At 73.4% G+C, this 23,505-nt stretch carries 23 protein-coding genes; 14 read left to right on the forward strand and 9 right to left on the reverse strand.

The genetic code is table 11. The features are described from left to right. Positions 1–256: 256 nt before the first annotated feature. Both ACIRPK_RS32215 and ACIRPK_RS32220 read right to left on the reverse strand, forming a co-directional pair. Positions 257–1,000, reverse strand: coding sequence for an IS3 family transposase (locus ACIRPK_RS32215; protein WP_403045193.1), 744 nt, complete (start codon positions 998–1,000; stop codon positions 257–259). Further along, complete coding sequence (locus tag ACIRPK_RS32220; RefSeq protein WP_403045195.1) at positions 997–1,344, reverse strand: transposase; 348 nt, start codon at positions 1,342–1,344, stop codon at positions 997–999. The genes ACIRPK_RS32215 and ACIRPK_RS32220 overlap by 4 nt, the downstream gene beginning before the upstream one ends. A 132-nt stretch (positions 1,345–1,476) precedes the next feature. Between ACIRPK_RS32220 and ACIRPK_RS32225 the strand changes: the two genes are divergently transcribed. Continuing rightward, entirely contained in the window at positions 1,477–1,608 is a 132-nt protein-coding gene (locus tag ACIRPK_RS32225) for a hypothetical protein (protein ID WP_403045197.1), read from the forward strand. An 803-nt stretch (positions 1,609–2,411) separates the two neighbouring features. Continuing rightward, positions 2,412–3,017, forward strand: a complete 606-nt coding sequence (locus ACIRPK_RS32230; protein WP_403045200.1) for a hypothetical protein — start codon at positions 2,412–2,414, stop codon at positions 3,015–3,017. 36 nt (positions 3,018–3,053) lie between these two features. Here the strand turns inward: ACIRPK_RS32230 and ACIRPK_RS32235 are convergent, their stop codons facing one another. Then, a complete protein-coding gene (locus ACIRPK_RS32235; protein WP_403045203.1) occupies positions 3,054–3,728 on the reverse strand; it encodes a TolB family protein in 675 nt (224 codons plus the stop codon). Beyond that, positions 3,664–4,104 (reverse strand): hypothetical protein, encoded by a 441-nt coding sequence (locus ACIRPK_RS32240; protein ID WP_403045205.1) that lies wholly within the window; start codon positions 4,102–4,104, stop codon positions 3,664–3,666. Before ACIRPK_RS32240 ends, ACIRPK_RS32235 begins: the two co-directional genes overlap by 65 nt. 348 nt (positions 4,105–4,452) lie before the next feature. Between ACIRPK_RS32240 and ACIRPK_RS32245 the strand changes: the two genes are divergently transcribed. After that, a complete protein-coding gene (locus tag ACIRPK_RS32245; RefSeq protein ID WP_403045207.1) occupies positions 4,453–4,698 on the forward strand; it encodes a hypothetical protein in 246 nt (81 codons plus the stop codon). 67 nt (positions 4,699–4,765) lie between these two features. Here ACIRPK_RS32245 and ACIRPK_RS32250 read toward each other — a convergent pair whose 3' ends face one another. After that, positions 4,766–5,650, reverse strand: coding sequence for a sigma-70 family RNA polymerase sigma factor (locus ACIRPK_RS32250; RefSeq protein WP_403045210.1), 885 nt, complete (start codon positions 5,648–5,650; stop codon positions 4,766–4,768). Between the two features lie 297 nt (positions 5,651–5,947). Here ACIRPK_RS32250 and nagB point away from each other — a divergent pair, with 297 nt between their 5' ends. Continuing rightward, positions 5,948–6,730: a glucosamine-6-phosphate deaminase gene (nagB, locus tag ACIRPK_RS32255; protein WP_403045213.1), complete on the forward strand. Its 783-nt coding sequence runs from the start codon at positions 5,948–5,950 to the stop codon at positions 6,728–6,730. A gap of 215 nt (positions 6,731–6,945) precedes the next feature. On the opposite strand, the gene ACIRPK_RS32260 is transcribed toward nagB, so the two are convergent. Together ACIRPK_RS32260 and ACIRPK_RS32265 are read right to left on the reverse strand one after the other, a co-directional pair. Next, positions 6,946–7,656, reverse strand: coding sequence for an ABC transporter ATP-binding protein (locus ACIRPK_RS32260; protein ID WP_403045215.1), 711 nt, complete (start codon positions 7,654–7,656; stop codon positions 6,946–6,948). Then, positions 7,653–8,177: a PadR family transcriptional regulator gene (locus tag ACIRPK_RS32265; RefSeq protein WP_403045218.1), complete on the reverse strand. Its 525-nt coding sequence runs from the start codon at positions 8,175–8,177 to the stop codon at positions 7,653–7,655. Before ACIRPK_RS32265 ends, ACIRPK_RS32260 begins: the two co-directional genes overlap by 4 nt. Positions 8,178–8,316: 139 nt before the next feature. On the opposite strand from ACIRPK_RS32265, the gene ACIRPK_RS32270 reads away from it, so the two are divergent. After that, entirely contained in the window at positions 8,317–10,413 is a 2,097-nt protein-coding gene (locus tag ACIRPK_RS32270; RefSeq protein ID WP_403045221.1) for a tetratricopeptide repeat protein, read from the forward strand. Here the strand turns inward: ACIRPK_RS32270 and ACIRPK_RS32275 are convergent. After that, positions 10,403–12,154, reverse strand: a complete 1,752-nt coding sequence (locus ACIRPK_RS32275) for a PT domain-containing protein (RefSeq protein WP_403045224.1) — start codon at positions 12,152–12,154, stop codon at positions 10,403–10,405. The genes ACIRPK_RS32270 and ACIRPK_RS32275 overlap by 11 nt on opposite strands. 132 nt (positions 12,155–12,286) lie before the next feature. Between ACIRPK_RS32275 and tsaD the strand changes: the two genes are divergently transcribed. The 8 genes from tsaD (at position 12,287) to ACIRPK_RS32315 (ending at position 21,530) form a co-directional block, all read left to right on the forward strand. Then, complete coding sequence (gene tsaD, locus ACIRPK_RS32280; RefSeq protein ID WP_403045227.1) at positions 12,287–13,348, forward strand: tRNA (adenosine(37)-N6)-threonylcarbamoyltransferase complex transferase subunit TsaD; 1,062 nt, start codon at positions 12,287–12,289, stop codon at positions 13,346–13,348. Positions 13,349–13,392: 44 nt separating this feature from the next. Then, positions 13,393–14,502, forward strand: a complete 1,110-nt coding sequence (locus ACIRPK_RS32285; protein WP_403045230.1) for a winged helix DNA-binding domain-containing protein — start codon at positions 13,393–13,395, stop codon at positions 14,500–14,502. Positions 14,503–14,593: 91 nt separating this feature from the next. Then, positions 14,594–15,376: a VOC family protein gene (locus ACIRPK_RS32290; RefSeq protein WP_403045233.1), complete on the forward strand. Its 783-nt coding sequence runs from the start codon at positions 14,594–14,596 to the stop codon at positions 15,374–15,376. 93 nt (positions 15,377–15,469) lie between these two features. Further along, entirely contained in the window at positions 15,470–16,216 is a 747-nt protein-coding gene (locus tag ACIRPK_RS32295; RefSeq protein ID WP_403045235.1) for an HAD family hydrolase, read from the forward strand. After that, entirely contained in the window at positions 16,213–18,618 is a 2,406-nt protein-coding gene (locus tag ACIRPK_RS32300) for a glycoside hydrolase family 65 protein (RefSeq protein WP_403045237.1), read from the forward strand. The genes ACIRPK_RS32295 and ACIRPK_RS32300 overlap by 4 nt, the downstream gene beginning before the upstream one ends. Before the next feature lie 355 nt (positions 18,619–18,973). Beyond that, entirely contained in the window at positions 18,974–20,731 is a 1,758-nt protein-coding gene (locus ACIRPK_RS32305) for a pyruvate dehydrogenase (RefSeq protein WP_403045239.1), read from the forward strand. A 58-nt stretch (positions 20,732–20,789) separates the two neighbouring features. Further along, positions 20,790–21,374, forward strand: a complete 585-nt coding sequence (locus tag ACIRPK_RS32310) for a helix-turn-helix domain-containing protein (protein ID WP_403045242.1) — start codon at positions 20,790–20,792, stop codon at positions 21,372–21,374. A 15-nt stretch (positions 21,375–21,389) separates the two neighbouring features. Next, positions 21,390–21,530, forward strand: coding sequence for a DUF6126 family protein (locus tag ACIRPK_RS32315; protein WP_403045245.1), 141 nt, complete (start codon positions 21,390–21,392; stop codon positions 21,528–21,530). A 16-nt stretch (positions 21,531–21,546) separates the two neighbouring features. Here ACIRPK_RS32315 and ACIRPK_RS32320 read toward each other — a convergent pair whose 3' ends face one another. Further along, positions 21,547–22,968: a PLP-dependent aminotransferase family protein gene (locus ACIRPK_RS32320; RefSeq protein ID WP_403045247.1), complete on the reverse strand. Its 1,422-nt coding sequence runs from the start codon at positions 22,966–22,968 to the stop codon at positions 21,547–21,549. Positions 22,969–23,018: 50 nt separating this feature from the next. On the opposite strand from ACIRPK_RS32320, the gene ACIRPK_RS32325 reads away from it, so the two are divergent. Then, complete coding sequence (locus tag ACIRPK_RS32325) at positions 23,019–23,498, forward strand: carboxymuconolactone decarboxylase family protein (protein ID WP_403045249.1); 480 nt, start codon at positions 23,019–23,021, stop codon at positions 23,496–23,498. Positions 23,499–23,505 lie beyond the last annotated feature (7 nt).

Consider the following 23,505-nt stretch of genomic DNA (forward strand, 5'->3'; position numbering starts at 1 on the left):
GGCCCTGCTTTCATGCGCGACGACCGCAGCGCTCACCCGATCGAGACCCCCGTTCGACCAGCACCCCTCAAGAACGGAACGACAACAGCCACTCAGGTTCTTTTCTTTTGGGCGGGCGTCCGGTCGAGGCCGTGGTCTGCGCGCAGTCGCCGTAGTTGGCTCTGGGAGACCGGGTAGGTCGCGGATATTCGTGCGGCGGGCTGCCCGGCCCGAAGGGCCGCGAGGATTTCGGGGAGAAGGTGCTCGGTGTCGGCGCTCAGTCGTAGCCGGGCTGTCTCGGCCGAGCTGCGGATCGTGATGCCGCTCTCGCGCAGGCGGTTGCCGATCGTGGCGCGGCTGACACCGTGGAGGCGGGCGAGGGCGGTGGCTGTCGCGCCGTGCCTTGCGGGTGGGGATGCCGCGCTCTTTGAGGAGCCGGTAGAGGTCGGAGTCCCGCGGGCCGTACTCGGCCTGGATCCGGTGGATGGTCCAGCGCTTCTGGTAGGCGGTGACGATCGCGTCCGCGTGACGGCGCCAGGGGGCTCGGGCTGAAGCAGTCCAGGACGGTGGCGAGGTAGAGGAACTCCCCGTCGCCGGTGGGGAGGTAGGTGATGTCACCCATGTACTTCAGCCCCGGGGCGGGGGCGGTGAAGTCGCGGTGGAACAGGTCCGGGACCGGGACCGCCGACGGCTCGGGGACGGTGGTGCGCACGCGCCGGCGCAGGCGTATCCCCTCGATGCCGTACTTGCGCATCACACGGGCGACCCTCTTCTCGTTGACGCGCCGGCCCTCGGCGCGCAACTGGGCGGTCACGCGCGGGGAGCCGTAGGCGCCGTCGGAGTCCGCGTGCGCCGTCCGGATCTCGGCGGCCAGGGCGCGGTCTGCTTCCTCCCGGCGGACGCGGACCTGCTTCCCGGCTTCCCACTTGTAGTAGCTGGAGCGGTTGACCTCCAGGACCTGACACAGCCGCTTCACGCCGTAGGCGTCCTTGTGGTCGCGGACGTACTGGAAACGGCTCACCAGTTCGTTTCTCCGGCGAAATACTTGGCCGCCTTGCGCAGGATGTCGCGTTCGGTGGCCAGCTTCCGCTCGGATGCCTCCAGGGCGCGGACCCGGTCCTCCAGCTCGCGGATCCGCGCGGCCGACGCGGCATCGGCCCCGGTCGGCAGCGGCCCGCGCGGCCCGCGCCGGGCGGGTGCGGCGGGCACGCCGTCGCGCTTGCGGGCTCGCAGCACCCACTCGCGCAGGCTGCCCCGGGACACGCCCAGGTCGGCGGCGATGCCCTTGTACGTCGCCCCCGGTGCGGACTCGTACAAGGCCACGGCATCGGCCCTGAACTCGTCCGAGTAGTCCTTCAACGCCATCGGCGGTGTCTCGCTTCCTCCGGATCAAGCACGATCCAGTATCAGCGTGTCCACCACACGGGGGGAGGCCCCAACTTCGGCCTGCAGCTCGAACTGCACTGGTCGGACCTGTCACGGCTGACCCACCGCAGCTTGAACGGTGCCTCCTCCTCCGTCACCATCGACGGCCGCACCTACGCGTCCGCGACGCAGGTCGCGATGGGGAGCATGAACACCGATGTCCCGCGGATCGCCCCCTTCATCGCCCTGCTCGGCAGCCGCTGACGACAGGCAGACCACCGGTAGCGAAGCCATCGAGCCAAGGCAAGCCCTCAGCTCGCCCGCTCCGCCCCGGCACGACGGCCGGGTCAGGATCCACCACGGATCCGGGCCCGGCCGGTGGCCCGCCGCCCGGCGGGCCGGCCTGAAGTATGACCGCAAAGCATGCCCGTGCTCGTCCGCTGCATGGTGATGCCTGAACAACCGCCCAGGGGCGGGGTGACCCTCAGGCCCTTCCCCGGCCCCCGCAGTGGCCGGCCTACATCGGTCCGCGCATGGCGCTATGCCGCCGCCTCCTGTGCCGACGATCTCTGCCCAGCCTCGACGGAAATCCCGCCGATGGCAGCCCGGCTGCCGGATCGAAACGGCGGAATCGCGTCGTGCGCGACTACCGCGCGGGTAACGGCGGTAAGCCACGGTAAATGGCGGTAAAGGATTTCACGATTTCGGGCCTCCAGGGATGGGGCCTATATGGCCCCTGACCTGCGGTTATGTTGATTTTCGCGGAAGAGATTCCCAAGCTTATAGCGCGAGTTCGATTCTCGTCGCCCGCTCCAGCAGTAAAGGCCCAGCTCAGGGACATGATCCCCGAGCCGGGCCTTTTGTGTTTCCCGGGTTAATTTTCGACCACCTACCCCTTCCGCGCCCTGTCAGTTGCTTGAGGACGAGGCTGGGATTCTGCGACGGTTCGGCGGCGAAGCCGGGCAGTTGCAGGCCCTCCGTCTCCAGGACGTCGGTGGGGGCGGCGAGTGTCGCGGCGTCCGCGACCCGGTCGGGAGCGCTCCGCCGAGGGCTGGTAGGTATGGGGCGTGCGCTTCGACCTCGTGCCCATGCCGTCCGCCGTCCGGGACCGACCTCGGGACGGCCGGGGCTACCCGGTGCCCGCCATCACGCCGTGGCAGGACGGGCAGCCGCAGTTCGCGTTGACCGACTACGGCCGCAGTGCCGACTGCGCGCAGCAGAGGCTGTGTTCGGTGTGCAACGTGCTGATGCCGCGCGGGCCGGTGTGGCGGGTGGTCGGGGCCGCCGAGAGCGCCGCGATCGGTGCCGCGCTGGCGGGCGGCCGGCCGTACCGGAACCTGGCCCCGACGCTGGAGGGTCCGGGGCACCGGGCCTGCATGCTGTACGCCTCGATGGTGTGCTCGTACCTGGCCAGGCCCAACGCCCGGCGCGGGCTCACGGCGGAGCAGCCGGACGAGCTGACGGCGCATGTCGTCCGGGGTGCGGTCCGGGGTGAGCTCGGCGCGGTGGTGGGTTATGCGGACTACGAGTTCGCGGCGACCGGGGCGCAGGTGCTGTTCCGGTTCTTCGACGTGATCGAGTACCTGCCGCACGACAACGCGGAGGCGCACCTCGGGGAGCTGCGGGCCGAACTCGCCGGAACCAGCCGTGGGCCCGCCCAGCCGACCGGCTGAACGGGCCCGCTGGGGCAGGGAGTTGGGTCGAAGGGCTCAGCCGAGGTGGCGGTAGGCCGGCAGGCCCTGGTGTCCGGAGACCAGGGTCGGGGCGGCGGAGCCGTTCGCGGGGAGGGTCACGATGCCCGCCGGGGTCCGGGCGGCGATGGTGCGGCCGTCGGGGGACCAGGCCGGCTCGGTGTAGTCGGTGGTGGCGTGCGGGGTGAGGTCCTTGGCGGCGACGGCCTTGTCGTGGCCGTTGCTCCGGAACAGGTGGTCGTGACCGTCCACCGCGCGGACGAAGACGATGTCGTGGCCGTCGGGCGACAGCGTGGGCTCCGAGCCCTTCGCCACCGGGCCGCCCTGCTGGCGCAGGGAGTCGTCGCGGATGAAGACCTCGCCGCTGTCGCTGTTCGCGTAGGCGGTGCTGCCGTCGGCGTTGCCGCCGGCCGCCCACAGGTTGCCGGCCACCGGGTTCGGCTCGATGCCCTCGTCCGAGTAGTTGCCGAACCCCAGCTGCTGCGGCGTGCCGCCGACGGTGCTGGCGGGCACGGTCTTCAGCCGGGAGACCCCGCCCTTCGCGGCGGTGAAGAACAGGTTGTTCTTGGCCGGGTAGTAGCCGTACGGCGAGGCCACCGCGACCTGCCAGGCCGGGTGCGACCAGGTCTCACCGGCCGGGTGCCGGGCGACGGTGACCCGCGCTGCCGTCCGGGTCGGCGACGACCAGGTCACCGGCACCGTCGACGAACGCGGCCTTGCGGCCGTTCGGGGACCAGACCAGGTCGCGGACCTCGGTGCCGAAGTCGACCGTGGTGCCGTTCATCACGACGTACCGGGTGCCGTTGCTGATGGTCAGTCCGTTGTGCGCGGTGCCGTTCAGCGGTGCCGGCGGTGCGGTGGTGACCGCGGTGGTGACCGCGGCGAGGACGACGGGCGGGGCGCTCGGGTCGGCGCTCGGCGAAGCGGTGGGTGCGGCGGTGGGCGAAGCGGTGGAGGAGGCCGACGGCGTGACGGACGGAGCGGCGGGCGAACCGGTGGCCGACGCTGCCGAGTTGGCGGTGGTCGAGGCGCTGCACGAGGTCAGCAGCAGAGTGGTACCGGTGGTCACGGCGATGGCGAGGCTGATGGCGGTGTGGCGGCGGGGGCGCGAGCGGACATGGCGGTTTCCTCGGGCAACGGTGGGGTGAGTGTGGGTTTCGCCCGAGCCCTGCTTCCCCCCGTGGCGTGTCCGCCTGTTCGGTAGCTCGCTGCTCTGTGCGACAGGAGAAGTCTGGCGGACCGGGGGTCCGGGAAGGGTCCGCCTCCTGTCACAGGCATGCAACCGTGGTCGGTGACCGACCGATCCGCGCCGTCGGGGGCTTGGGATGTCCTCCCCCCGGTACGGGGGAAAACCCCCCTCGACGGCCGGGGGAGCATCGGATGTCGGCGAACTCCGGTGCTCCGTACCGTTCTCTGCATGACGACGAACCAGAACACTCAGTGGATGCAGCAGGGTGGCGCGGCAATGCTCCTGGCGACGGGACTGCCCGCCGAGCTGGCGGAGATGCTCGCCTCGGAGCGCGCGGAGAGCCTGCGGGACCCGCACCTGCGGTGGTTGCAGCAGAGTGGCGCGGCGATGCTGCTGGCGACCGGGGTGCCGGCGAACCTGGAGAAGGTGCTCATCGGGTCGGACGCCGCCGCCGGCCTGCCGGTCGGACGGTAACTCCCGATAACCTGACCGGAGTTACCGTCCGACCGGAGCGATGGGAGCAGCCCACCGCCCCGCCCGTTCAGAGGTCGAGCGCGGTGAGGTCGACGCGGCCGAGGCGTTCGGGGTCGACGAGCACGTCGATCGCGACGGCCAGGCCGTCGGCCACCGTGAAGGCCATCACCGAGACCAGCTTGCCGTTGACCACGACGGCCACCCCGGCGGCACCGTTGATCAGGGCGGGCCGGGCGAACGGGGCCAGCTTGCCGAAGGTGACGGCCTGCGAGGCGACCGTCCGCGCACCCTCCAGGACCACGGTCTGGCGGGGCCGGGTCGGGCCGCCGTCGGAGCGGAGCACCACGTCGGGGTGCAGGACGGCGACCAGGTCGTCGAACCGCCCGTCGCGGGTGGCAGCGAAGAACGCGTCCACCACCAGGCGCTGACGGCTCAGGTCGGGATCGGGGGCCGGTGCCCGGCCCTGCACCTTGCGACGGGCGCGGCTGGCCAACTGCCGTACCGCCGAAGCTGACTTGTCGAGCATCGGGGCGATCTCGGCGAACGGCACGGCGAACATGTCGTGCAGCACGAAGGCGATCCGCTCGTCCGGTCCGAGCGACTCCAGCACCACCAGTAGGGCGAGCCCGACCGAGTCGGCGAGCAGCACCTGCTGCTCCGGGTCGACGCCGACCCGGTGACTGACCACCGGGTCGGGGATCCGCAACTCCATTGGGTCCTCCCGGCGTTGCTCACGGGAGCGCAGCAGGTTCAGACAGACCCGGGCCACCACCGTGGTCAGCCAGCCGCCGAGGTTCTCGATCTCGTCGGCGTCGGAACGGTCGAGGCGCAGCCAGCCCTCCTGCACCGCGTCGTCGGCCTCGGCGATCGAGCCGAGCATCCGGTAGGCCACCGCGCGCAGGTGCGGCCGGTGCTCCTCGAAACGTCGGGCCAGCTCCGTGCCGTCGTCCACCGCGTCACTTCCCCTCCGGTGGCGGACCCCCGCCGCCCCCCGACTGTTCTACCGGGTGCCCGTCGGCGGCGTGACCCCGGCCACCCGAGCCGGGACCGGCGGAGTGCGCTGCCCCCGGGTCCGGCTCCCCTGATGGCCGGACCGGGGTTGCTGTCCCGGGCGACTGCCTGTCGCATTGGTCTCAAGGGCTGGAACGAGTGGGCGCAATCGGGCGGCGGGTCTGCCCCGGTGGCGGTCGGCGCGATAGGCTTGGTTCCGTCTGGTCTAGACCACAGTGCGACTCAGAACGGTGGAGCCATGGAAATCGTCATCGTCCCCGATGCCGCAGCCGGCGGCGAGCTCATCGCCTCGGCGATGGCCGAACTGGTGACGCGGAAGCCCGATGCGCTGCTCGGGGTGGCAACCGGCTCCACACCGCTGCCGATCTACCAGGCACTGGCCGCCAAGGTCCGCAGCGGCGCGCTCGACGTCTCGCGGGCCCGGGTCTGCCAGCTGGACGAGTACGTCGGCCTGCCGACCGGCCACCCGGAGTCGTACCGCTCGGTGGTGCTCCGTGAGGTGATCGAGCCGCTCGGGCTGACCGAGGCGTCCTTCTTCGGCCCGGACGGTGCGGCCGAGGACGTCGCCGCCGAGGCGATCGCGTACGACCACGCGCTGGCCGCGGCCGGCGGCGTGGACCTCCAGCTGCTCGGCATCGGCACCGACGGGCACATCGGCTTCAACGAGCCGTGCTCCTCGCTCGCCTCGCGCACCCGGATCAAGACGCTGACCGAGCAGACCCGGGTCGACAACGCACGGTTCTTCGACAGCCTCGACCAGGTCCCGCACCACGTCATCACCCAGGGCATCGGCACCATCCTGGAGGCCCGCCACCTGGTGCTGCTGGCCACCGGTGAGGCCAAGGCCGACGCCGTCGCCGCCACCGTCGAGGGCCCGCTCTCCGCGCTGGTCCCGGCCTCGGCCCTGCAGCTGCACCCGCACGCCACCGTGGTGGTGGACGAGGCGGCCGCGTCCGGCCTGAAGCTGGCCGGCTACTTCCGCGCCACCTACGCGGCGAAGCCGGCCTGGCAGTCCATCTGATCCGCAGCGTCACGGAACGAGCCGCAGACCCCGGGGGTCTGCGGCTCGTTCCGTTGTCGGCCCGCACGCGGCTTCCCCCACGGAGCGGTGCGGGCGCCGTCGACAGCTCCGACTCTAGGCGGGGCGGTTCGCGCCCGACCGTTCCCTGACGCCCTCCTGGCGGCGCCGGCCGCGATCCTGACGCCCCGTTGACACCCGGCGACCCCGGACCGGCCCTAGCGGGTCACGGTGCGCCCGTCCCGGACCACGACCTCGCGGTCGGCGTACGCCGCGACCCGGGCCTCGTGGGTGACCAGCACCACCGCGGCGCCGGACTCCCGGGCGGCGGCCCGGAGCAGGCGGAGCACCCGTTCGCCGTTCAGCGAGTCCAGCGCACCGGTCGGCTCGTCGGCGAAGACCACCTGCGGGCCGGTCACCAGGGCCCGGGCCAGCGCCACCCGCTGGCCCTCGCCGCCGGAGACGTCGGACGGGCGCTGGGCGGCCGTGCCGGTGACCTCCAGCCGCTCCAGCCACTCCCGGGCCAGCCGCTCGGCCGGGCGGCGGCGCAGCCCGTTCAGCCGGAGCGGCAGCGCGACGTTCTCCAGGCAGGTCAACTCCGGGACCAGCTGGCCGAACTGGAACAGGAAGCCGAAGTCGCTGCGGCGCAGCGCGCTGCGCCCGGCGTCGGTGAGCTCGGCCAGCGAGGTGCCCCGGTAGGTCACCTCACCCGCGTCCGGCCGGACGATCCCGGCCAGGCAGTGCAGCAGGGTGGACTTGCCGGAGCCGGAGGCGCCCATCACCGCGACCAGTTCGCCCGCGGCGACGCTCAGCGAGGCGTCGTGCAGCGCGGTGGTGGCGCCGAACGCCTTCGCCAGGCCGGTCCCGCTGAGCAGCGCCGTCGCCGGTGCGGACCGCTGTCCGGTACGGGCCTCGGCCGGGGCGGTCATCGGCCGACCTGCCCGCGCAGTTCGTCCAGCCGGGCGGCCGTCAGCTCCAGCCAGCGCAGGTCCGCCTCCAGGTGGAACAGGGCGTGGTCGCAGATCAGCTGGTCGGCCAGGTCGCCGGAGTCCTTGCGCCGGGTCAGCACCCGCATCTGCCGCAGGTGCTCGGTCCGTTGCAGGTCGAGCACCTCCGCCGCCGGGCGTCCGGTCAGCAGCGCGAGCACCACCTTGGCGTACAGGGTGTTCTGCAGGTACGGCTCCGGGCTCTCGGCCCGGGCCAGCCACTCGCCGACGTCGGTCACCCCGGCCTCGGTGATCGCGTACCGCTTCCGCTCGGGGCCGTCCCCCGGCTCGACGCCCTCCACCTCGACCAGCCCGCTCTTCAGCAGCCGGGACAGCGTCGAGTACACCTGCCCGTAGTGCAGCGACCGGGTGCGGCCGAACTGCTCGTCGTAGGCGCGCTTCAGGTCGTAGCCGTGGCGCGGCTGGGACTCCAGGAGGCCGAGGAGGATCTGACCGAGTGACATGGACGGCACTCTACCCAGGGTGTATACCCGGGGTTCGTGGTCGGGCGCACCGGGCCGCCGGATCGGGCAACGGAGCCCGCCCGGCGACGGCGGCAGGCTACGGTGGGGCCGAAGAGCCGGTCGGACCTGGGGGAGTGGCGTGCTCGATCCGCTGTCGATTTCGGCGGTCACCGCGGTGCTGGGCGCCGTCGGTGCTTCGATGGCCAACGAGGCGGGCAGGTGGGCCTGGGAGTCCGTCGGCGGTCTGACCAGGCGGGCGTTCGGGCGGGAGGTGCCGGCCCCGACCGGGGCGGCCGAGCGCGAGCAGCTGGCCGGGCGCCTGGTGGCGCGGGCCGAGGCCGATCCGGCCTTCGCGCTGGAGCTGTCGGCCTGGCTGAACGGCAACGCCGGGGCCGGTGCGTACCGTCCTGCGGTACCCCGGGCGCTGCCCGCCTCGGTGCGGTTCTTCACCGACCGCAGGGAGGCGCTCAAGCAGCTCGACCAGGAGGCCGACCGGAAGCCGGACGGGCGTCCCCGGGTCGCCGTGCTGCACGGCCCCGAAGGCATCGGCACCAGCACCCTCGCGGTGCACTGGGGCGCCCGGGAGATCCTGCGCTTCCCCGACGGGCAGCTCTATCTCGACCTGCGCGGCGGCGCGTTGGGCACCAGCCCGACCCCGACCGCGCTGCTCCGCCGGCTGCTGCTGGACCTGGGGATGCCCGCCGACACCGTCCCGCTCGGTCTGGACGACCGGCTGACCGCCTACCGGACGGCGCTGGCCGACCGGCGCCTGCTGCTGGTGCTCGACCACGCCCAGTCGGCGGCCCAGGTGCTGCCGCTGGTGACCTCGGCGCCCGGCGTGTGCACCGTCGTGGTGGCCCGTCGTCCGCTCACCGGGCTGGACGCGGTCGCTGTGCCGGTCGGTCCGCTGAGCGGGAAGGACGCCACCCGGCTGCTCACCGAACTGGCGGGCCGTCAGGCGGTCGGGGCGGCGAAGGCCACCCTGCCCGCGCTGCTGGCGCGCTGCGCCGGTTCGCCGTTCGCGCTGCGGGCCGCCGCGCCGTACCTGGCCACGGTGCCCGCGCCCCGGGTCGGCGAGGCGGACGCCGCCCAGGTGGCGGTGGAGGACGCGTACGGGCGGCTGTCCCCGGAGGCGGCCAGGCTGTACCGGCTCGGCGGGCTCCGCCCGTGGGCCGCGATCGGCCCCGAACTCGCGGACGCCGTCGGAGGGTTCGCCGACCCCGGGCAGCTGCTTGCCGAGCTGGCCGAGCAGCGGCTGCTGGAACCGCAGCGGGACGGACGCTACCGGTACCGCCCGATGGTGCGGGCACACGCCGAGCAGGCCGCCGTCCGGCAGGACGGCCTGGCGGCCGGGGCGGCGGCGGTCCGCCGGGCGGTGGAGTCGCTGCTGCACTTCGCGGTCCGGGCGGACCACGCGGCGCTGCCGCAGCGGTGGCACCTCGGCCCGCTGTACCGGGAGTTGGGGCGCGGCGAGTACGAGGGCCCGGGAGCCGCGGTGGCCGCCCTGAGCGGGGAGCTGGGCAACCTGCTGGAGGCGGTCCGGGCCGCCGGGGAGTTCGGCTGGCACGACCTGGTCTGCCAGCTGGTCGAGGCGCTGTGGGCGCTCCAGCTCAAGGCGGCCGGCCACGACCTGCTGCTGCCCGCGCTCCGGGCGGGCGTCCGGTCGGCCGAGGCGTACGCCCCCGGGACCGACCTGGCCGGCCGGATGCACACCCAACTCTCCTTCGCGCTGGTCGAGTCGAAGAAGTACGACGAGGCCGAGACCGAGCTGATGGCCGCCGCCGAGGCGGACCGGGCGGCCGGGCACCTGCGCGGGCAGGCCACCGCGGTCGAGTCGCTCGGGCTGCTGCGGCTGCGGCAGTGGCGGTTCACCGAGGCGTACGACTGCTTCGAGGAGGCCGACCGGCTGCTCGGCGGGATCGCCGAGGGTGACCGCGGCCGGGCCGACGTGCCTCGGGCCCGGGCGCTGCTGCGGCGGCACCGGGGGCGTTCGCTCGCGAGTGAACCGGCCCGGGCGGTCGAGCAGTTGGAGCTCGCGCTGAGCTGGTTCCGGGAGCACGGCGACGACTACAACACCGCCCGGACGCTGACCAACCTGGCCGAGGCCCGGTTGGCCCAGGGGCGTCCGGCGGAGGCGGCGGTGGCGATCGAGGAGGCGTTGGTGTTGCTCGGGCGGGAGAACGCCGCGCTGCACCTGCCGTTCCTGCACGCGCTGCGCGAGCGGGCTAACGCCTGAGGTCGGTGACCTGTACGGCGTGCGTAGTGCTGCCGGTGCGGACGCCCAACGGGCCGGTGGCGGGCCGGGCCAGCAGGGCGGAGGCCCAGGCGGCTGGGTCGGCGCCGCCGTCGGTGGTGGTCAACTCGACCAGCAGGCCGTTGCGGTGCCGGGCCACGCAGCGGTGCGGGCCGGTCACGTAGGCGGCCAGCGAGCAGCCGGGGAAGCGGTCGAGCACCTCGGCGGTCCAGTCGGCGGGCGTCCCGAACCGGGGGTCGTCCGGGGCGCCGTACCGGTAGATCAGGTCGGCCAGGTCGAGCACCTCCCGGTCCAGGGTGTCCTCGTGCACCGCGAGGTGGCCCTCGCCCGGGCCGTCCGGTTCGTACTCGGGGGAGACCGTCCGGTGCAGCTCGACCGCGCCGTGCCGGAGCACCCGGGTGCAGACCCGCAACGGCGCGGTGCGCACGGGCGGTTGGTACGGCGGCAGCGGCAGCCGGTCCAGGACGGCGGGCGTCCCGGGCTCGGGCAGCCCGATCAGGCGGTAGCAGAGCGCCCGGAGCAGTCCGGCCGCCCGGCCGGGGTCGGAGCTGGTCAGCGCGGCCGGGCCGGGGAACGGCCGGTGCTCGGCCCGGAGCCGGTCCAGCTGCGGCAGCAGGTCGGCGTACGGGTCCAACTGCGGTGCCTTGCGCGCGAAGTCGGCCACCGGACTGTCCGGGCCGAGGGTGTCGAGCGACGCCGCGCCGAGCAGGACGGGGGTGCCGAGCGCGGCGGCGTAGTAGCTGACCGAGCCGAAGTCGCCGAGCACCGCGTCGGCGGCGAGCAGGGCCTGCCGCCAGTCGTGCACCGGGTCGATCAGGGTCAGCCCGGCCCGCTGCGCGGCGTCCAGCCAGAGCCGGATCTGCCCGGGGCCGTGGCCGTGCCAGATGTTCGGGTGCAGCACGGCGGCCACCCGGTACTCGTCGGCCGGGAGTTCGGCGCGCAGCCGGGGCAGCAGCAGCGGGAGCAGGTCCACCGGGCCGCCGTCGCCGAACAGCGCGGTGGGGTTCCAGGTGGAGTTGAGCAGCAGCAGCTGCTGTCCGGGGTGGACGCCGAGGGTGCGGCGGAAGCGCTCGCGGAGCGGACGCTCGCTCAGCAGCCGGTCGTAGCAGGGGTCACCGGCGAGGACCGCCGTCGCGGCGGCCGGCGGGCAGGCGGCCGCGAGGCGTTCGACCTGCTCGGGGTGGGAGAGCACCATCGCGTCCACGAACGGGACGCCGGCCTGGTCCAGCAGCAGCGCCGGATCGAAGCCGAACACGAACGGCTGGCTGGCTGGCTGGCTGGCTGGCTGGCTGGCTGGCTGGCTGGCTGGCTGGCTGGCTGGCTGGCTGGCTGGCTGGCTGGCTGGCGCAAGTATCTTATTGTACCCGACGCCGTGCGAGAGAACGATCAACTTGCCCTGAATGCGGTCGAGTTGACCGCCGAGACTGGCCGAGATCGCCAGCGCCACCGGAGTGCCGACCGCCTGCTCCCAGGGCAGCAGCGGCACGCCGACCGCGTCGAACAGCTCCGTCAGGCCGGCCTGGAACGGCGAGGAGCCGGTGCAGGTGGCCAGCAGCTGCACCCGCAGGTCGTCCCGGAACAGCGGCACCACGTCCAGCAGCCTGGTCGCGGACGTGACGTTGTGCACGACCAGCAGGACCTTGGTACTGCCGCCCCGGGTCGCCCACCGTGCGGCCTCGTCCCCGACCGGGACCCGCACCCACTCACCCCACCGCTCACCCACCCGTTCAACCTACCGTCGGGAGGGTGGGCCCGGCAGGAGTTCGGCGGGTCGGGCCCCGGCCCGGCGGATGCGCGGCTTGTTGCACACTGTGTGCAGGTACTTTTCCCGAGCAACAGGCAGTGAGGTTGGGTCATGCCGGAGTCCCCGGTGGTGCTGGGCATCGAGTCGTCCTGCGACGAGACCGGCGCCGGTCTGGTGCGCGACGGCGTGCTGCTCGGGCAGGCCGTGGCGTCCAGCATGGACGAGCACGCCAGGTTCGGCGGCGTGGTGCCGGAGATCGCCGCGCGGGCGCACGTGCACGCCGTCGCCCCGGTGGTTACCGAGGCGTTGTGGCGGGCCGGGCTGACCCTGGCCGACGTCGGGGCGGTGGCCGTGACCACCGGGCCCGGTCTGTCCGGGGCGCTCCAGGTCGGGGTGGCCGCCGCGAAGGGCTACGCGTTCGCACTCGGGGTGCCGCTGCACGGGGTGCACCACCTGGCCGGGCACGTGGCCGCCGCCGGGCTGGCCGGCGGCCCGCTGCCGAACCCCTGCGTGGTGCTGATCGTCTCCGGCGGCCACACCTCGCTGCTGCTGGTCCGCGACCTGGCGCGGGACCCGATCGTGCACCTCGGCGACACCCTGGACGACGCGGCGGGCGAGTGCTTCGACAAGGTGGCCCGGATCCTCGGCCTGCCCTACCCGGGCGGCCCGGCGATCGACCGCGCGGCCCGGACCGGCGACCGGAAGGCGGTGCGCTTCCCGCGACCGCTGACGGGTGCTCAGGACGCCCGGTACGCGTTCTCGTTCTCCGGCCTGAAGACCGCCGCCGCCCGCTGGGTGGAGGCGCAGCAGACCCCGCACGTACCGGACGCCGCCGCCGCACTCCAGGAGGCGGTGGCCGACGTGCTGACCCGCAAGGCCGTCCGGGCCTGCACCGACCACGGCATCACCACCCTGGTCGTGGTCGGCGGGGTGGCGGCCAACTCCCGGGTCCGCGAGCTGGCCGAGCGGCGCTGCGCCTCGGCCGGGATCACCCTGCGGGTGCCGCCGCCGGGCCTGTGCACCGACAACGGCGCGATGATCGCCGCGATCGGCGACCTGCTGGTCCGGGCCGGTGCCGGACCGGCGCCGCCGGAGCTGTCGGTCGACCCGTCCGCGCCGCTGGAGTTCGCCGCGCTGGTACCGCTGCCGGACCGCCGGGTCGGCGCCGCCTGAGCACTGCCGCTACGGTCGCTGCAAGGCCGGACCGAGGGGGAGCGATGACCGTCACGCTGGACAGCAGGGAACTCAACCGGGCCACGCTGGCCCGCCAGCTGCTGCTGGAGCGCTCGGAACTGACGGTGCCCCAGGCGCTGGAGCGGCTGCTCGGACTGCAGGCGCAGACCCCGCAGACCTGGTACGTCGGGCTGTGGACCAGCCTGGCGGGGTACACCCCCGAGGAGACCTCCGGGCTGCTGGCCGAGGGCGGGCTGCTGCGGATCGCGCTGATGCGCGGCACCATCCACCTGGTCACCGTGGAGGACGCGCTCTGGCTGCGCCCGCTGGTGGAGCCGGTGATCGAGCGGGGCACCCGTGGCGCGTTCGGCCGGAAGCTGGTGGGCCTGGACCTGGCCGAGCTGGCCGCCGTCGGCCGCGCCGCGTTCGCCGAACGGGCGCTGACCTACGCCGAGTTGGGCAAGCTGCTGACCGAGCACTTCCCGGCGTACGACGGGGCGGCGATGGCCCAGACGGTCCGGGCCGTGGTGCCGCTGGTGCAGGTGCCGCCCCGGGGGCTGTGGGGCCGCAGCGGCCCGGTGGCGCACCTCCCGGTCGAGCAGTGGCCCGGCCGGGCGCTCGAACCGGCGCCCGACGTCGAGCAGTTGGTGCTCCGGCAGCTGGCCGGCTTCGGCCCGTGCACGGTGCGGGACATCCAGCAGTGGAGCGGCCTGACCCGGCTGACCGAGGTGCTGGACCGGCTCCGCCCGCAGCTGGTGGTGTTCCGGGACGAGCAGGGCCGGGAGCTGTTCGACCTGCCCGACGCGCCCCGCCCGCCCGCCGACACCCCGGCCCCGGTGCGCTACCTGTACGACTTCGACAACCTGCTGCTCTCGCACGCCGACCGCAGCCGGGTGCTCACCGTCGACTTCGCCGACCAGGGCTTCGCCGGCGTCAACGAGATGCCGCGCTCGGTCCTGCTGGACGGCTTCGTCGCCGCCACCTGGCGCCACGCGGCGCCCAAGGGCGAGGCGGTGCTGACGGTCCGCCCGTTCCGGCGGCTCACCCCGGGGGAGCGGGACGGTCTGGTGACCGAGGGCGAGCTGCTGAGCCGTTTCCTGGCCCCGAAGGCCGCCCGCCACGAGGTCCGGATCACCGCACCCGAGCCCGGCTGAGCCGGGACCGGCCCGGGCGCCGCTCCGGTGGCGGGATGCCGCCCGGCCGGTGAGGGTGGGCGGCGGGGGCCGGTTCGATGGGAGATGACGCATGGTCGAGGTGACCGAACCCTATGCGGTGGGCACGCCGTGCTGGGTGGATCTGAACGCGCGCGACCAGCAGGCCGCACTGGACTTCTACAAGGACCTGTTCGGCTGGCAGGGCGAGATCGGACCGCAGGAGTTCGGCGGGTACGCGATCTGCGCGAAGAACGACAAGCCGGTGGCCGGGATCATGGGCCCGGTGGACGTGGAGCCGGGGCAGCCGCAGGTGCCGTCCAACTGGACCACCTACCTGAGCACCGACGACGCGGACGCCACGCTGACCGCGATCGGCGACAACGGGGGCACCGTACTGCTGCCCGTGATGACCGTCGGCAGCACCGGGAAGATGCTGGTGGCGGCCGACCCGAGCGGCGCGGTGTTCGGGGTCTGGCAACCGCTGGACTTCTTCGGCGCCCAGCTGGTGAACGAGGCCGGCGCGGTGGTCTGGAACGAGCTGCACACCAGCGCCCCCGGCGAGGTCGGCGCGTTCTACGACGCCGTGTTCGGGGCCAGGATCGCCCCGATGGAGCAGATGCCCGAGTACCTCTCGTACAACGTGGCCGGCCGGGGTGTCGCCGGGGTGCTCGACCTGGCGAACGACCCGCCCGGCACGCCGCCGCACTGGCGCACCTACTTCGCCGTGGACGACGTGGACAGCACGGTGGACGCGCTGGTCCGGGCGGGCGGGAACCTGCTGGACCCGCCGACCGATCAGCCCTGGGGCCGGGTCGCCCTGGTCCAGGACCTGGACGGTGCGGTCTTCTCGTTGATCACGCCCGTCCCGATGTGAGGGCAGCGGCTGTACCGGGACCGCCCGTTCGCGACGCGCCAGACACGCTGCGAATGGGCGGTTTCGGCGCTCCGGAGGACCAGACTGATAGTCATGCTGGGGCTCCCGGACCATATCGAAGCGTTCCTGTTCGACCTCGACGGCGTACTGACGCAGACCGCCAAGGTGCACGCGGCCGCCTGGAAGGACATGTTCGACACCTTCCTCAGAGCGGAGACCGGCTCCGGGTTCGCCCCGTTCGAGCCGGCCGACTACGACGAGTACGTGGACGGCAGGCCACGGCTGGACGGCACCCGGACCTTCCTGGCCGCGCGGGGCATCACGCTGCCCGAGGGCACCCCTGACGACCCGCCGGGGACCAGGACGGTGCAGGGGCTGAGCAACGCCAAGAACGACACCGTGCTGCGGATGATCCGGGAGCAGGGCGTCCAGCCGTACCCCGGTTCGGTGGCCTATCTGCACCGGCTGCGGGAGCTCGGCCTGCCTCGTGCGGTGGTCTCCTCCAGCGCCAACTGCCGGGACGTGCTGCGTGCGGCCGGGATCGACGACCTGTTCGACGTGGTGATCGACGGGCTGGTGGCGAGCCGGGAGAAGCTGCCCGGTAAGCCCGCCCCGGACACCTACCTGGCCGCCGCCCGGGCGCTCGGCGTCGAGCCCGCGCACGCCGCCGTGTTCGAGGACGCCCTGGCGGGCGTCGCCTCCGGCCGGGCCGGCGGCTTCGGCACGGTGGTCGGGGTGAACCGGACCGGGCAGGCCGAGGCGCTCCGGGAGCACGGTGCCGACCTGGTGGTGGACGATCTCGCCGAACTGATCGACGGCCGGCCGGAGGAGACCCGATGAGCCCGCAGCCCACCTTCAGCGTCGACCCCTGGGGCATCACCGAGCACGGCCTCGACCTGACCGGCCTGGCCAGGGCCGAGTCGGTCTTCGCGCTCTCGAACGGTCACATCGGCCTGCGCGCCAACCTGGACGAGGGCGAGCCGCACGGCCTGCCCGGCACCTACCTGAACGGCGTCTTCGAGCTCCGCCCGCTGCCCTACGCGGAGGGCGGCTACGGCTACCCGGAGTCCGGCCAGAGCGTCATCAACGTCACCAACGGCAAGATCATCCGACTGCTGGTGGACGACGAGCCCTTCGATCTCAGGTACGGCGAACTCCTGCACCACCAGCGGAAGTTGGACTTCCGGGAGGGCCTGCTCCGGCGGGACGCGGAGTGGACCTCGCCGGCCGGCCGGACGGTCAAGGTGTCCTCCACCCGGCTGGTCTCGCTCACCCAGCGGGCGATCGCGGCGGTGGACTACCGGGTCACCGCCGTGGACGGCCCGATCCGGGTGGTGCTGCAGTCCGAACTGGTGGCCAACGAGCAGCTGCCGGGCGGGGGCGAGGCGGACCCCCGGGCCGCCGCCGTGCTGGAGGCCCCGCTGGTGGCCGAGGCCGGGCTGGCTGCCGGCACCAAGGCGGTGCTGGTGCACCGGACCAGGTACAGCGGCCAGCGGGTGGCGGTCGGGATGGACCACCTGATCGAGGGCCCGGACGGCTTCCACGTCACCGCCGAGTGCGCCGAGGACCAGGGCCGGATCAGCGTCACCACGGTGCTGCACCCCGGCGAGGAGCTGCGGCTCACCAAGTTCACCGCGTACGGCTGGTCGGCCACCCGCTCGCTGCCCGCCGTCCGGGACCAGGTGGAGGCCGCGCTGACCGCCGCCCGGTACACCGGCTGGAACGGCCTGGTGGCCGAACAGCGGGAGTTCCTCAAGGAGTTCTGGGAGACCAGCGACGTCCAGATCGACGGCGACGTGGAGCTCCAGCAGGCGGTCAGGTTCGCGCTCTTCCACGTGCTCCAGGCCGGCGCCCGGAGCGAGGAACGGGCGATCCCCGCCAAGGGGTTGACCGGCCCCGGCTACGACGGCCACAGCTTCTGGGACACCGAGACCTTCGTGCTCCCGGTGCTCACCTACTGCCTGCCGGACGCGGTCAAGCAGGCCCTCCGCTGGCGGCACACCACCCTCCCGCTGGCCCGCGAACGGGCGGCCCAACTCGGCCTGGCCGGTGCGGTGTTCCCCTGGCGGACGATCCGGGGCGAGGAGTGCTCGGGCTACTGGCCGGCCGGGACGGCCGCGTTCCACATCGGCGCCGACATCGCGGTGGCGGCGGCCCGGTACGTCCGGGCCACCGGCGACGCGGAGTTCGAGCGGGAGTACGGTCTCGAACTGCTGGTGGAGACCGCCCGGATGTGGCGCTCGCTCGGCCACCACGACGCGGCCGGCCGGTTCCGGATCGAGGGCGTCACCGGGCCGGACGAGTACAGCGCGGTGGCCGACAACAACGTCTTCACCAACCTGATGGCGCAGACCAACCTGCGGGCCGCCGCCGAGGCCGCCGCCCGGCACCAGGTGGCCGCCGCCGCGCTCGGCGTCGACACCGAGGAGACCGCGGCCTGGCGGGACGCCGCCCGGGCGATGTACGTCCCGTACGACGAGAAGCTCGGGGTGCACCCGCAGGCCGACGGCTTCACCGACCACCAGTTCTGGGACTTCGAGGCCACCCCGCCGGAGAAGTACCCGCTGCTGCTGCACTACCCCTACTTCGACCTGTACCGGAAGCAGGTGGTCAAGCAGGCCGACCTGGTGCTGGCCATGCAGGTGCGCGGCGACGCCTTCACCGACGAGCAGAAGGCCCGCAACTTCGCCTACTACGAGCGCCTGACGGTCCGGGACTCCTCGCTCTCCGCCTGCACCCAGGCGGTGATCGCGGCCGAGGTGGGCCAGCTCGACCTGGCCTACGACTACACCGCCGAAGCCGCCCTGATGGACCTGCACGACCTCGGCGGCAACACCAGGGACGGCCTGCACATGGCCTCGCTGGCCGGGGCCTGCCTGGCCCTGGTGGCGGGCTTCGGCGGCCTGCGGGACAACACCGAGCACCTGTCGTTCCGGCCCCGGCTGCCCGCCGGGCTGCGGCGGCTCGCCTTCGCGATGAAGACCCGGGGCAACCTGCTGCACGTGGAGATCACCCACGCCCGGACCACCTACACCCTCCGCCGGGGCACCTCGATCACCGTCCTGCACGAGGGCGAACCACTCCGGGTCGAACCCGGCCGCCCGGCCTCCCGCCCGATGGCGGTCCCGGAGACGCCCGAGCGCTGCCTCCAGCCGCCCGGCCGCGAGCCGGCCCGCCGCCAGCAACAGCCGGGCCCCTCCGTCGGCAGCGGAGCGGAACCGCCGCACCTGGCCGCCGAATAGGCCGACCCCGGCCTGGGGTCGAGCTCCGGGCAGGCGCTCCGGGTCTACGGCCCACGGGCTCGGAGCTGCGCCCTGGGCAGGCGCCCGAGCATCTACGGTCCAGGGCTCGGGGCTGCGCTCTGGGCAGGCGCTCCAGGTCTACGGTCCAGGGGCTCGGGGAACTGCGAGGAGGTCTGGCGTGCGGGTCACTGCGAAAGTGCCTGACCAGCTACGCGACGATCACCTTGCAAGGGCCGGCGTCGCAGTTCCCCGAGCCCCTGGTGGTGCACCTCGTGCCGAAAGGTCGGCGGAGCCGCACGTCAGCAGAGCCCTAGACGCCGCAGCGTCTGCCAGCAGTTGAGCCCGTGTCGTCCGAATGCCAAGAGTGAGAGGTGGAACCGTGGTCAGCGTGGCCGAGCAGATGGTCGAGGTACTCCGGCAGGCCGGGGTGGAGCGGGTCTACGGGGTGGTGGGGGACAGCCTCAACCCCGTGGTGGACGCCATCCGGCGGACGGACGGGATCGAGTGGGTGCACGTCAGGAACGAGGAGGCGGGCGCCTTCGCGGCGGCCGCCGACGCCGAACTGACGGGCCGTCTTGCGGTCTGTGCGGGCTCCTGCGGCCCCGGCAACACCCACCTGGTCCAGGGACTGTACGACGCCCAGCGCAGCGGCCTCCCGGTGCTCGCGCTGGCCTCGCACATCCCGAGTGCCCAGATCGGCACCGGCTTCTTCCAGGAGACCCACCCGGAGCGGGTGTTCGTGGACTGCAGCAGTTGGTGCGAGATGGTCTCCAGCCCCGCCCAGCTGCCGCGCCTGCTCCGGGTCGCGGTGCAGCACGCGCTCGGCGCCCGGGGCGTCTCGACCCTGGTCTTCCCCGGCGACGTGGCCGCGCTGCCCGCCGCGAACCCGACCGGGACCGGCAGCTTCCTGACCGAGCAGGCGGTGGCCGCCCCGCCGTGGTCCCAGGTGCAGGCGCTGGCCGAACGGCTGAACGCGGCCGAGCGGGTCGCGCTGTTCTGCGGTGCGGGGGTGCGCGCGGCGCACGGCGAGGTGATGGAGCTGGCCGGGCGGGTGCTGGCCCCGATCGGGCACTCGCTGCGCGGCAAGGAGTGGATCCAGTACGACAACCCGTACGACGTCGGGATGAGCGGCCTGCTCGGCTACGGCGCCTGCCACGAGGCACTGCACGAGGCCGACCTGGTGGTGCTGCTGGGCACCGACTTCCCGTACGACTCGTTCCTGCCGGGTGCCAACACCGTCCAGGTCGACCACGACGCGACCCGGCTGGGCCGCCGGACGCCGCTGGAGCTGGCGGTGCACGGCGACGTCGCGGCCACCCTGCGGGCGGTGCTGCCGCTGCTGGAGCAGAAGACCGACCGGTCCTTCCTGGACGGACTGCTGACCAAGCACTGCAAGGCACTCGAGGAGGTGGTCGGGGCCTACACCAAGAAGATCGAGAAGCACGTCCCGATCCACCCGGAGTACGTCGCCTCGGTGCTGGACGAACTCGCGGCCGAGGACGCGGTGTTCACCGTGGACACCGGGATGAACAACGTCTGGGCAGCCCGCTACCTGACGCCGAACGGGCGGCGGCGGGTGATCGGTTCGTTCCTGCACGGGTCGATGGCGAACGCGCTGCCGCACGCGATCGGGGCCCAACTGGCCGTCCCGGGGCGGCAGGTGATCTCGATGTCGGGGGACGGCGGGATCGGCATGCTGCTGGGCGAGCTGCTGACCGTGGCCAAGTACCGGCTGCCGGTCAAGATCGTGGTGTTCAACAACGGGGCGCTCGGCATGATCAAGCTGGAGATGCTGGTCAGCGGCTATCCCGAGGCCGAGATCGACAACGGCGACGTGGACTACGCGGCGCTGGCCCGGGCGGTCGGGCTGCCGGCCGAGCGGGTCACCGACCCGGCGAGGGTGCGGGAGGTGCTGGCCGGTGCGCTGGAGCGGCCGGGGCCGGTGCTGGTGGACGTGGTCACCGACCCGAACGCGCTCTCCATCCCGCCGCACATCACCGCCGCCCAGCTGAAGGGCTTCGCGCTGGCGGCCGGGCGGACGGTGCTCTCCGGCGGGGTGGGCCGGATGATCGACCTGGCCCGGAGCAACCTGCGGAACATCCCCCGGCCGTAGCTTTTGCCCCAGAGGCAAACTGCTTGCCGCTGAGGCACGGCGGGTGTGAACTGGGCCCATGAACGTGGACCAGGAGGTCGAGGGCCTCGGCGCCCGACTCCGTGAACACCGCTCGGCCAGCCGGCTCACCCTGGAGGCGGCGGCCGGTCGGGTCGGGCTCTCCCCAGCCTATCTCTCCCGCCTGGAGACCGGTCTGCGGCAGCCCTCGCTGCCGGTCCTGCTCGGCCTGGCCCGGGCCTACGGCACCACCGTCTCCGACCTGCTCGGCGAGCAGCCGGGCGAGCCGGAGCCGGTGATCCGGGGCGGCGCGATCGAGCCGGACCGCGCGGGCGGCTGGGGCTACCGCCGGGCGGGCGCGCCGGGGCGCGCGCTCCAGGCGCTGCACGTCCAGGTGCCGCCCGGCCTGCAGGACGCCGTGGTGCGGGTGCACCCGGGGGAGGAGTGGCTGTACGTCACCCGGGGCCGCCTGCGGCTCACCCTCGGGGAGCAGACCCACCTGCTGGACCCGGGCGACTCGGCCCACTTCGACTCGCTCACCCCGCACTGCATCGCGGCCGAGTCGCCCGACGGCGTCGAGCTGCTGTTCCTGCACACCCTGCTCCAGAGCCCCGGCAGCAACCTCTGCCTCGGCAACCCGCACTGAGAAGGGACACCCGTCATGGCCAAGCTCACCACCACCAACGACGCCGGCCGCCGCACGGACCGCCGGGTGCTCAAGCGGGTCCTGATCTACATGGTCGCCACCCACGTCTTCCTGGGGTTCATGGCGCTGCTCTTCGAGATCGGCGGGCGGGCCTGACCCGGCTGACGCCGGGTCAGAGGGTGGCCAGCGTGCAGAGCGCCTCCAGCGCCCCGGGCCAGGCCCGTTCGGGCGGGGTGCCGTAGCCGATCACCAGGGCGGACGGGGCGTCGGGGGCGGGTCCTGCGGCGTCCGCCCGGCAGCCCGACATGGTGTTCAGTGCGAGGCCCAACCAGCCTGCGTGGCGCAGTAGTTCGGCGTCGCTGAGCGAACCGGCGGGCAACTCCAGGACCGCGTGCAGCCCGGCCGCGATCCCGGTCACCCGGACCTCGGGCGCCCGTTCGGCCAGGGCGGTGATCAGCTGGTCCCGGCGGCGCCGGTAGTGCAGGCGGCAGCGCCGGACGTGCCGGTCGAAGCCGCCCGAGGTGATCAGCTCGGCCAGCGTCAGCTGGTCCATCACCCCGGACTGCCCGTCGGCCAACTCCTTCTGCCGCATCACCGGTTCGACCAGTGCGGCGGGCAGCACGAGCCAGCCGAGCCGCAGCCCGGGGGCCAGGCTCTTGCTGGCGGTGCCCGCGTAGACCACCCGCTCCGGGTCCAGCGCCTGCATCGCGCCGATCGGCTGCCGGTCGTACCTGAACTCGCCGTCGTAGTCGTCCTCGATCACGATCCCGCCGGTCTCCCGGGCCCAGCTCACCGCCGCCGCACGGCGGTTGGCCCGCAGCGGCACCCCGGTCGGGAACTGGTGCGCGGAGGTCAGCACCACCGCCCCGGCGTCCAGCCCGCCGAGCAGCTCGGTCCTGGCACCGCCGCCGTCCAGCGGCAGCGGCACGGTGGCCAGTCCGGCGGCGGTGATCACGGCCTGCTGCGGCGGCAGCCCGTACTCCTCCACCGCGACCGCGCCCACCCCGCGCTCGCGCAGTGCGGCGCAGAGCAGCGCGAGCCCCTGGGTGTACCCGGCGCAGACCAGGATCCGTTCCGGGTCGGTACGCACCCCGCGCACCCGCGCGAGGTAGTCGGCGAGCGCCCGGCGCAGTTCGATCCGCCCGCGCGGGTCCGAGTACCCGAGCGCCTCGTGCGGTGCCACCGAGAGCGCCCGACGGGCGGCGGCCAGCCAGGCGGTCCGGGGGAAGAGGGCCAGATCCGGCCGACCCGGCATCAGGTCGAACCGTACGGCCGGCGTCCGCTGCGGCGTCCGCGGCGCCGTGGCCACCGAGGCCGTCCCGCGCTCCGCCACCACCGTCCCCGACCCCTGACGCGCGGTCAGCCAGCCCTCCGCGGTCAGCAGCGCGTACGCCTCCGCCACGGTGTTCCGGGCGATCCCCAGATCCGCCGCCAGCACCCGCGAGGACGGCAGCCTGGTCCCCGCCGCGAGCCGCCCGTCCCGGGCCGCGGCCCGCAGTGCGTCCTCCAGCGCGGCCCGCAGCCCGAGCCCCCGGGCGCGTCCGGCGGAGAGGTCCAGATGCAGGTCGCCACCGAAAGTGGCCCAGGATTCCATCGCCCCAATGAACCATATGGGCGGGCCGCCGCGCACCTAGGCTGAGGATCATGACGGACGAACCGAAGGACTACGTGGCCGCCCCCGAGCAGCGCTTCTCGATGCCCGAGCTCTCCCCCGAGTGGTACCGGGCGATGATCGCCCTGGACGCCGCCTCCCGCCCGCTGGTGGACCCGGTGATCGGGGAACTGGTGCGGACGCTGGCCTCGTCCATCAACGGCTGTGCCTACTGCCTGGACATGCACACCGCGGACGCCCGGAAGGCCGGCGAGCAGGAGCACCGGCTGTACGCGCTGCCGGCCTGGCGGGAGACGCCGTACTTCACGGCGAAGGAGCGCGCGGCCCTGGCGCTGACCGAGTCGGTCACCCGGCTGAGCGAGGGTCACGTCCCGGACGACGTCTACGAGGAGGCGGCCAAGCAGTTCTCGCCGAACGAGCTCGCCCAGCTGCTCGCGGTGATCATCTCGATCAACTCCTGGAACCGGATCGGCGTCACCTGCCGCCTCAGCCCGGCCCCCAAGCAGAACTGATCCGTTC

This window comes from Kitasatospora sp. NPDC101801 (assembly GCF_044766665.1).
Lineage (GTDB): Bacteria > Actinomycetota > Actinomycetes > Streptomycetales > Streptomycetaceae > Kitasatospora.

Excerpts from the sequence above, each read along its gene's own strand:
- ACIRPK_RS32220 (WP_403045195.1), bottom strand. The coding sequence starts at position 1,344 with ATGGCGTTGAAGGACTACTCGGACGAGTTCAGGGCCGATGCCGTGGCC.
- ACIRPK_RS32245 (WP_403045207.1), top strand. The coding sequence starts at position 4,453 with ATGACGACGAACCAGAACACTCAGTGGATGCAGCAGGGTGGCGCGGCA.
- nagB (WP_403045213.1), top strand. The coding sequence starts at position 5,948 with ATGGAAATCGTCATCGTCCCCGATGCCGCAGCCGGCGGCGAGCTCATC.
- ACIRPK_RS32260 (WP_403045215.1), bottom strand. The coding sequence starts at position 7,656 with ATGACCGCCCCGGCCGAGGCCCGTACCGGACAGCGGTCCGCACCGGCG.
- ACIRPK_RS32265 (WP_403045218.1), bottom strand. The coding sequence starts at position 8,177 with ATGTCACTCGGTCAGATCCTCCTCGGCCTCCTGGAGTCCCAGCCGCGC.
- tsaD (WP_403045227.1), top strand. The coding sequence starts at position 12,287 with ATGCCGGAGTCCCCGGTGGTGCTGGGCATCGAGTCGTCCTGCGACGAG.
- ACIRPK_RS32285 (WP_403045230.1), top strand. The coding sequence starts at position 13,393 with ATGACCGTCACGCTGGACAGCAGGGAACTCAACCGGGCCACGCTGGCC.
- ACIRPK_RS32290 (WP_403045233.1), top strand. The coding sequence starts at position 14,594 with ATGGTCGAGGTGACCGAACCCTATGCGGTGGGCACGCCGTGCTGGGTG.
- ACIRPK_RS32295 (WP_403045235.1), top strand. The coding sequence starts at position 15,470 with ATGCTGGGGCTCCCGGACCATATCGAAGCGTTCCTGTTCGACCTCGAC.
- ACIRPK_RS32300 (WP_403045237.1), top strand. The coding sequence starts at position 16,213 with ATGAGCCCGCAGCCCACCTTCAGCGTCGACCCCTGGGGCATCACCGAG.
- ACIRPK_RS32305 (WP_403045239.1), top strand. The coding sequence starts at position 18,974 with ATGCCAAGAGTGAGAGGTGGAACCGTGGTCAGCGTGGCCGAGCAGATG.
- ACIRPK_RS32310 (WP_403045242.1), top strand. The coding sequence starts at position 20,790 with ATGAACGTGGACCAGGAGGTCGAGGGCCTCGGCGCCCGACTCCGTGAA.
- ACIRPK_RS32315 (WP_403045245.1), top strand. The coding sequence starts at position 21,390 with ATGGCCAAGCTCACCACCACCAACGACGCCGGCCGCCGCACGGACCGC.
- ACIRPK_RS32320 (WP_403045247.1), bottom strand. The coding sequence starts at position 22,968 with ATGGAATCCTGGGCCACTTTCGGTGGCGACCTGCATCTGGACCTCTCC.
- ACIRPK_RS32325 (WP_403045249.1), top strand. The coding sequence starts at position 23,019 with ATGACGGACGAACCGAAGGACTACGTGGCCGCCCCCGAGCAGCGCTTC.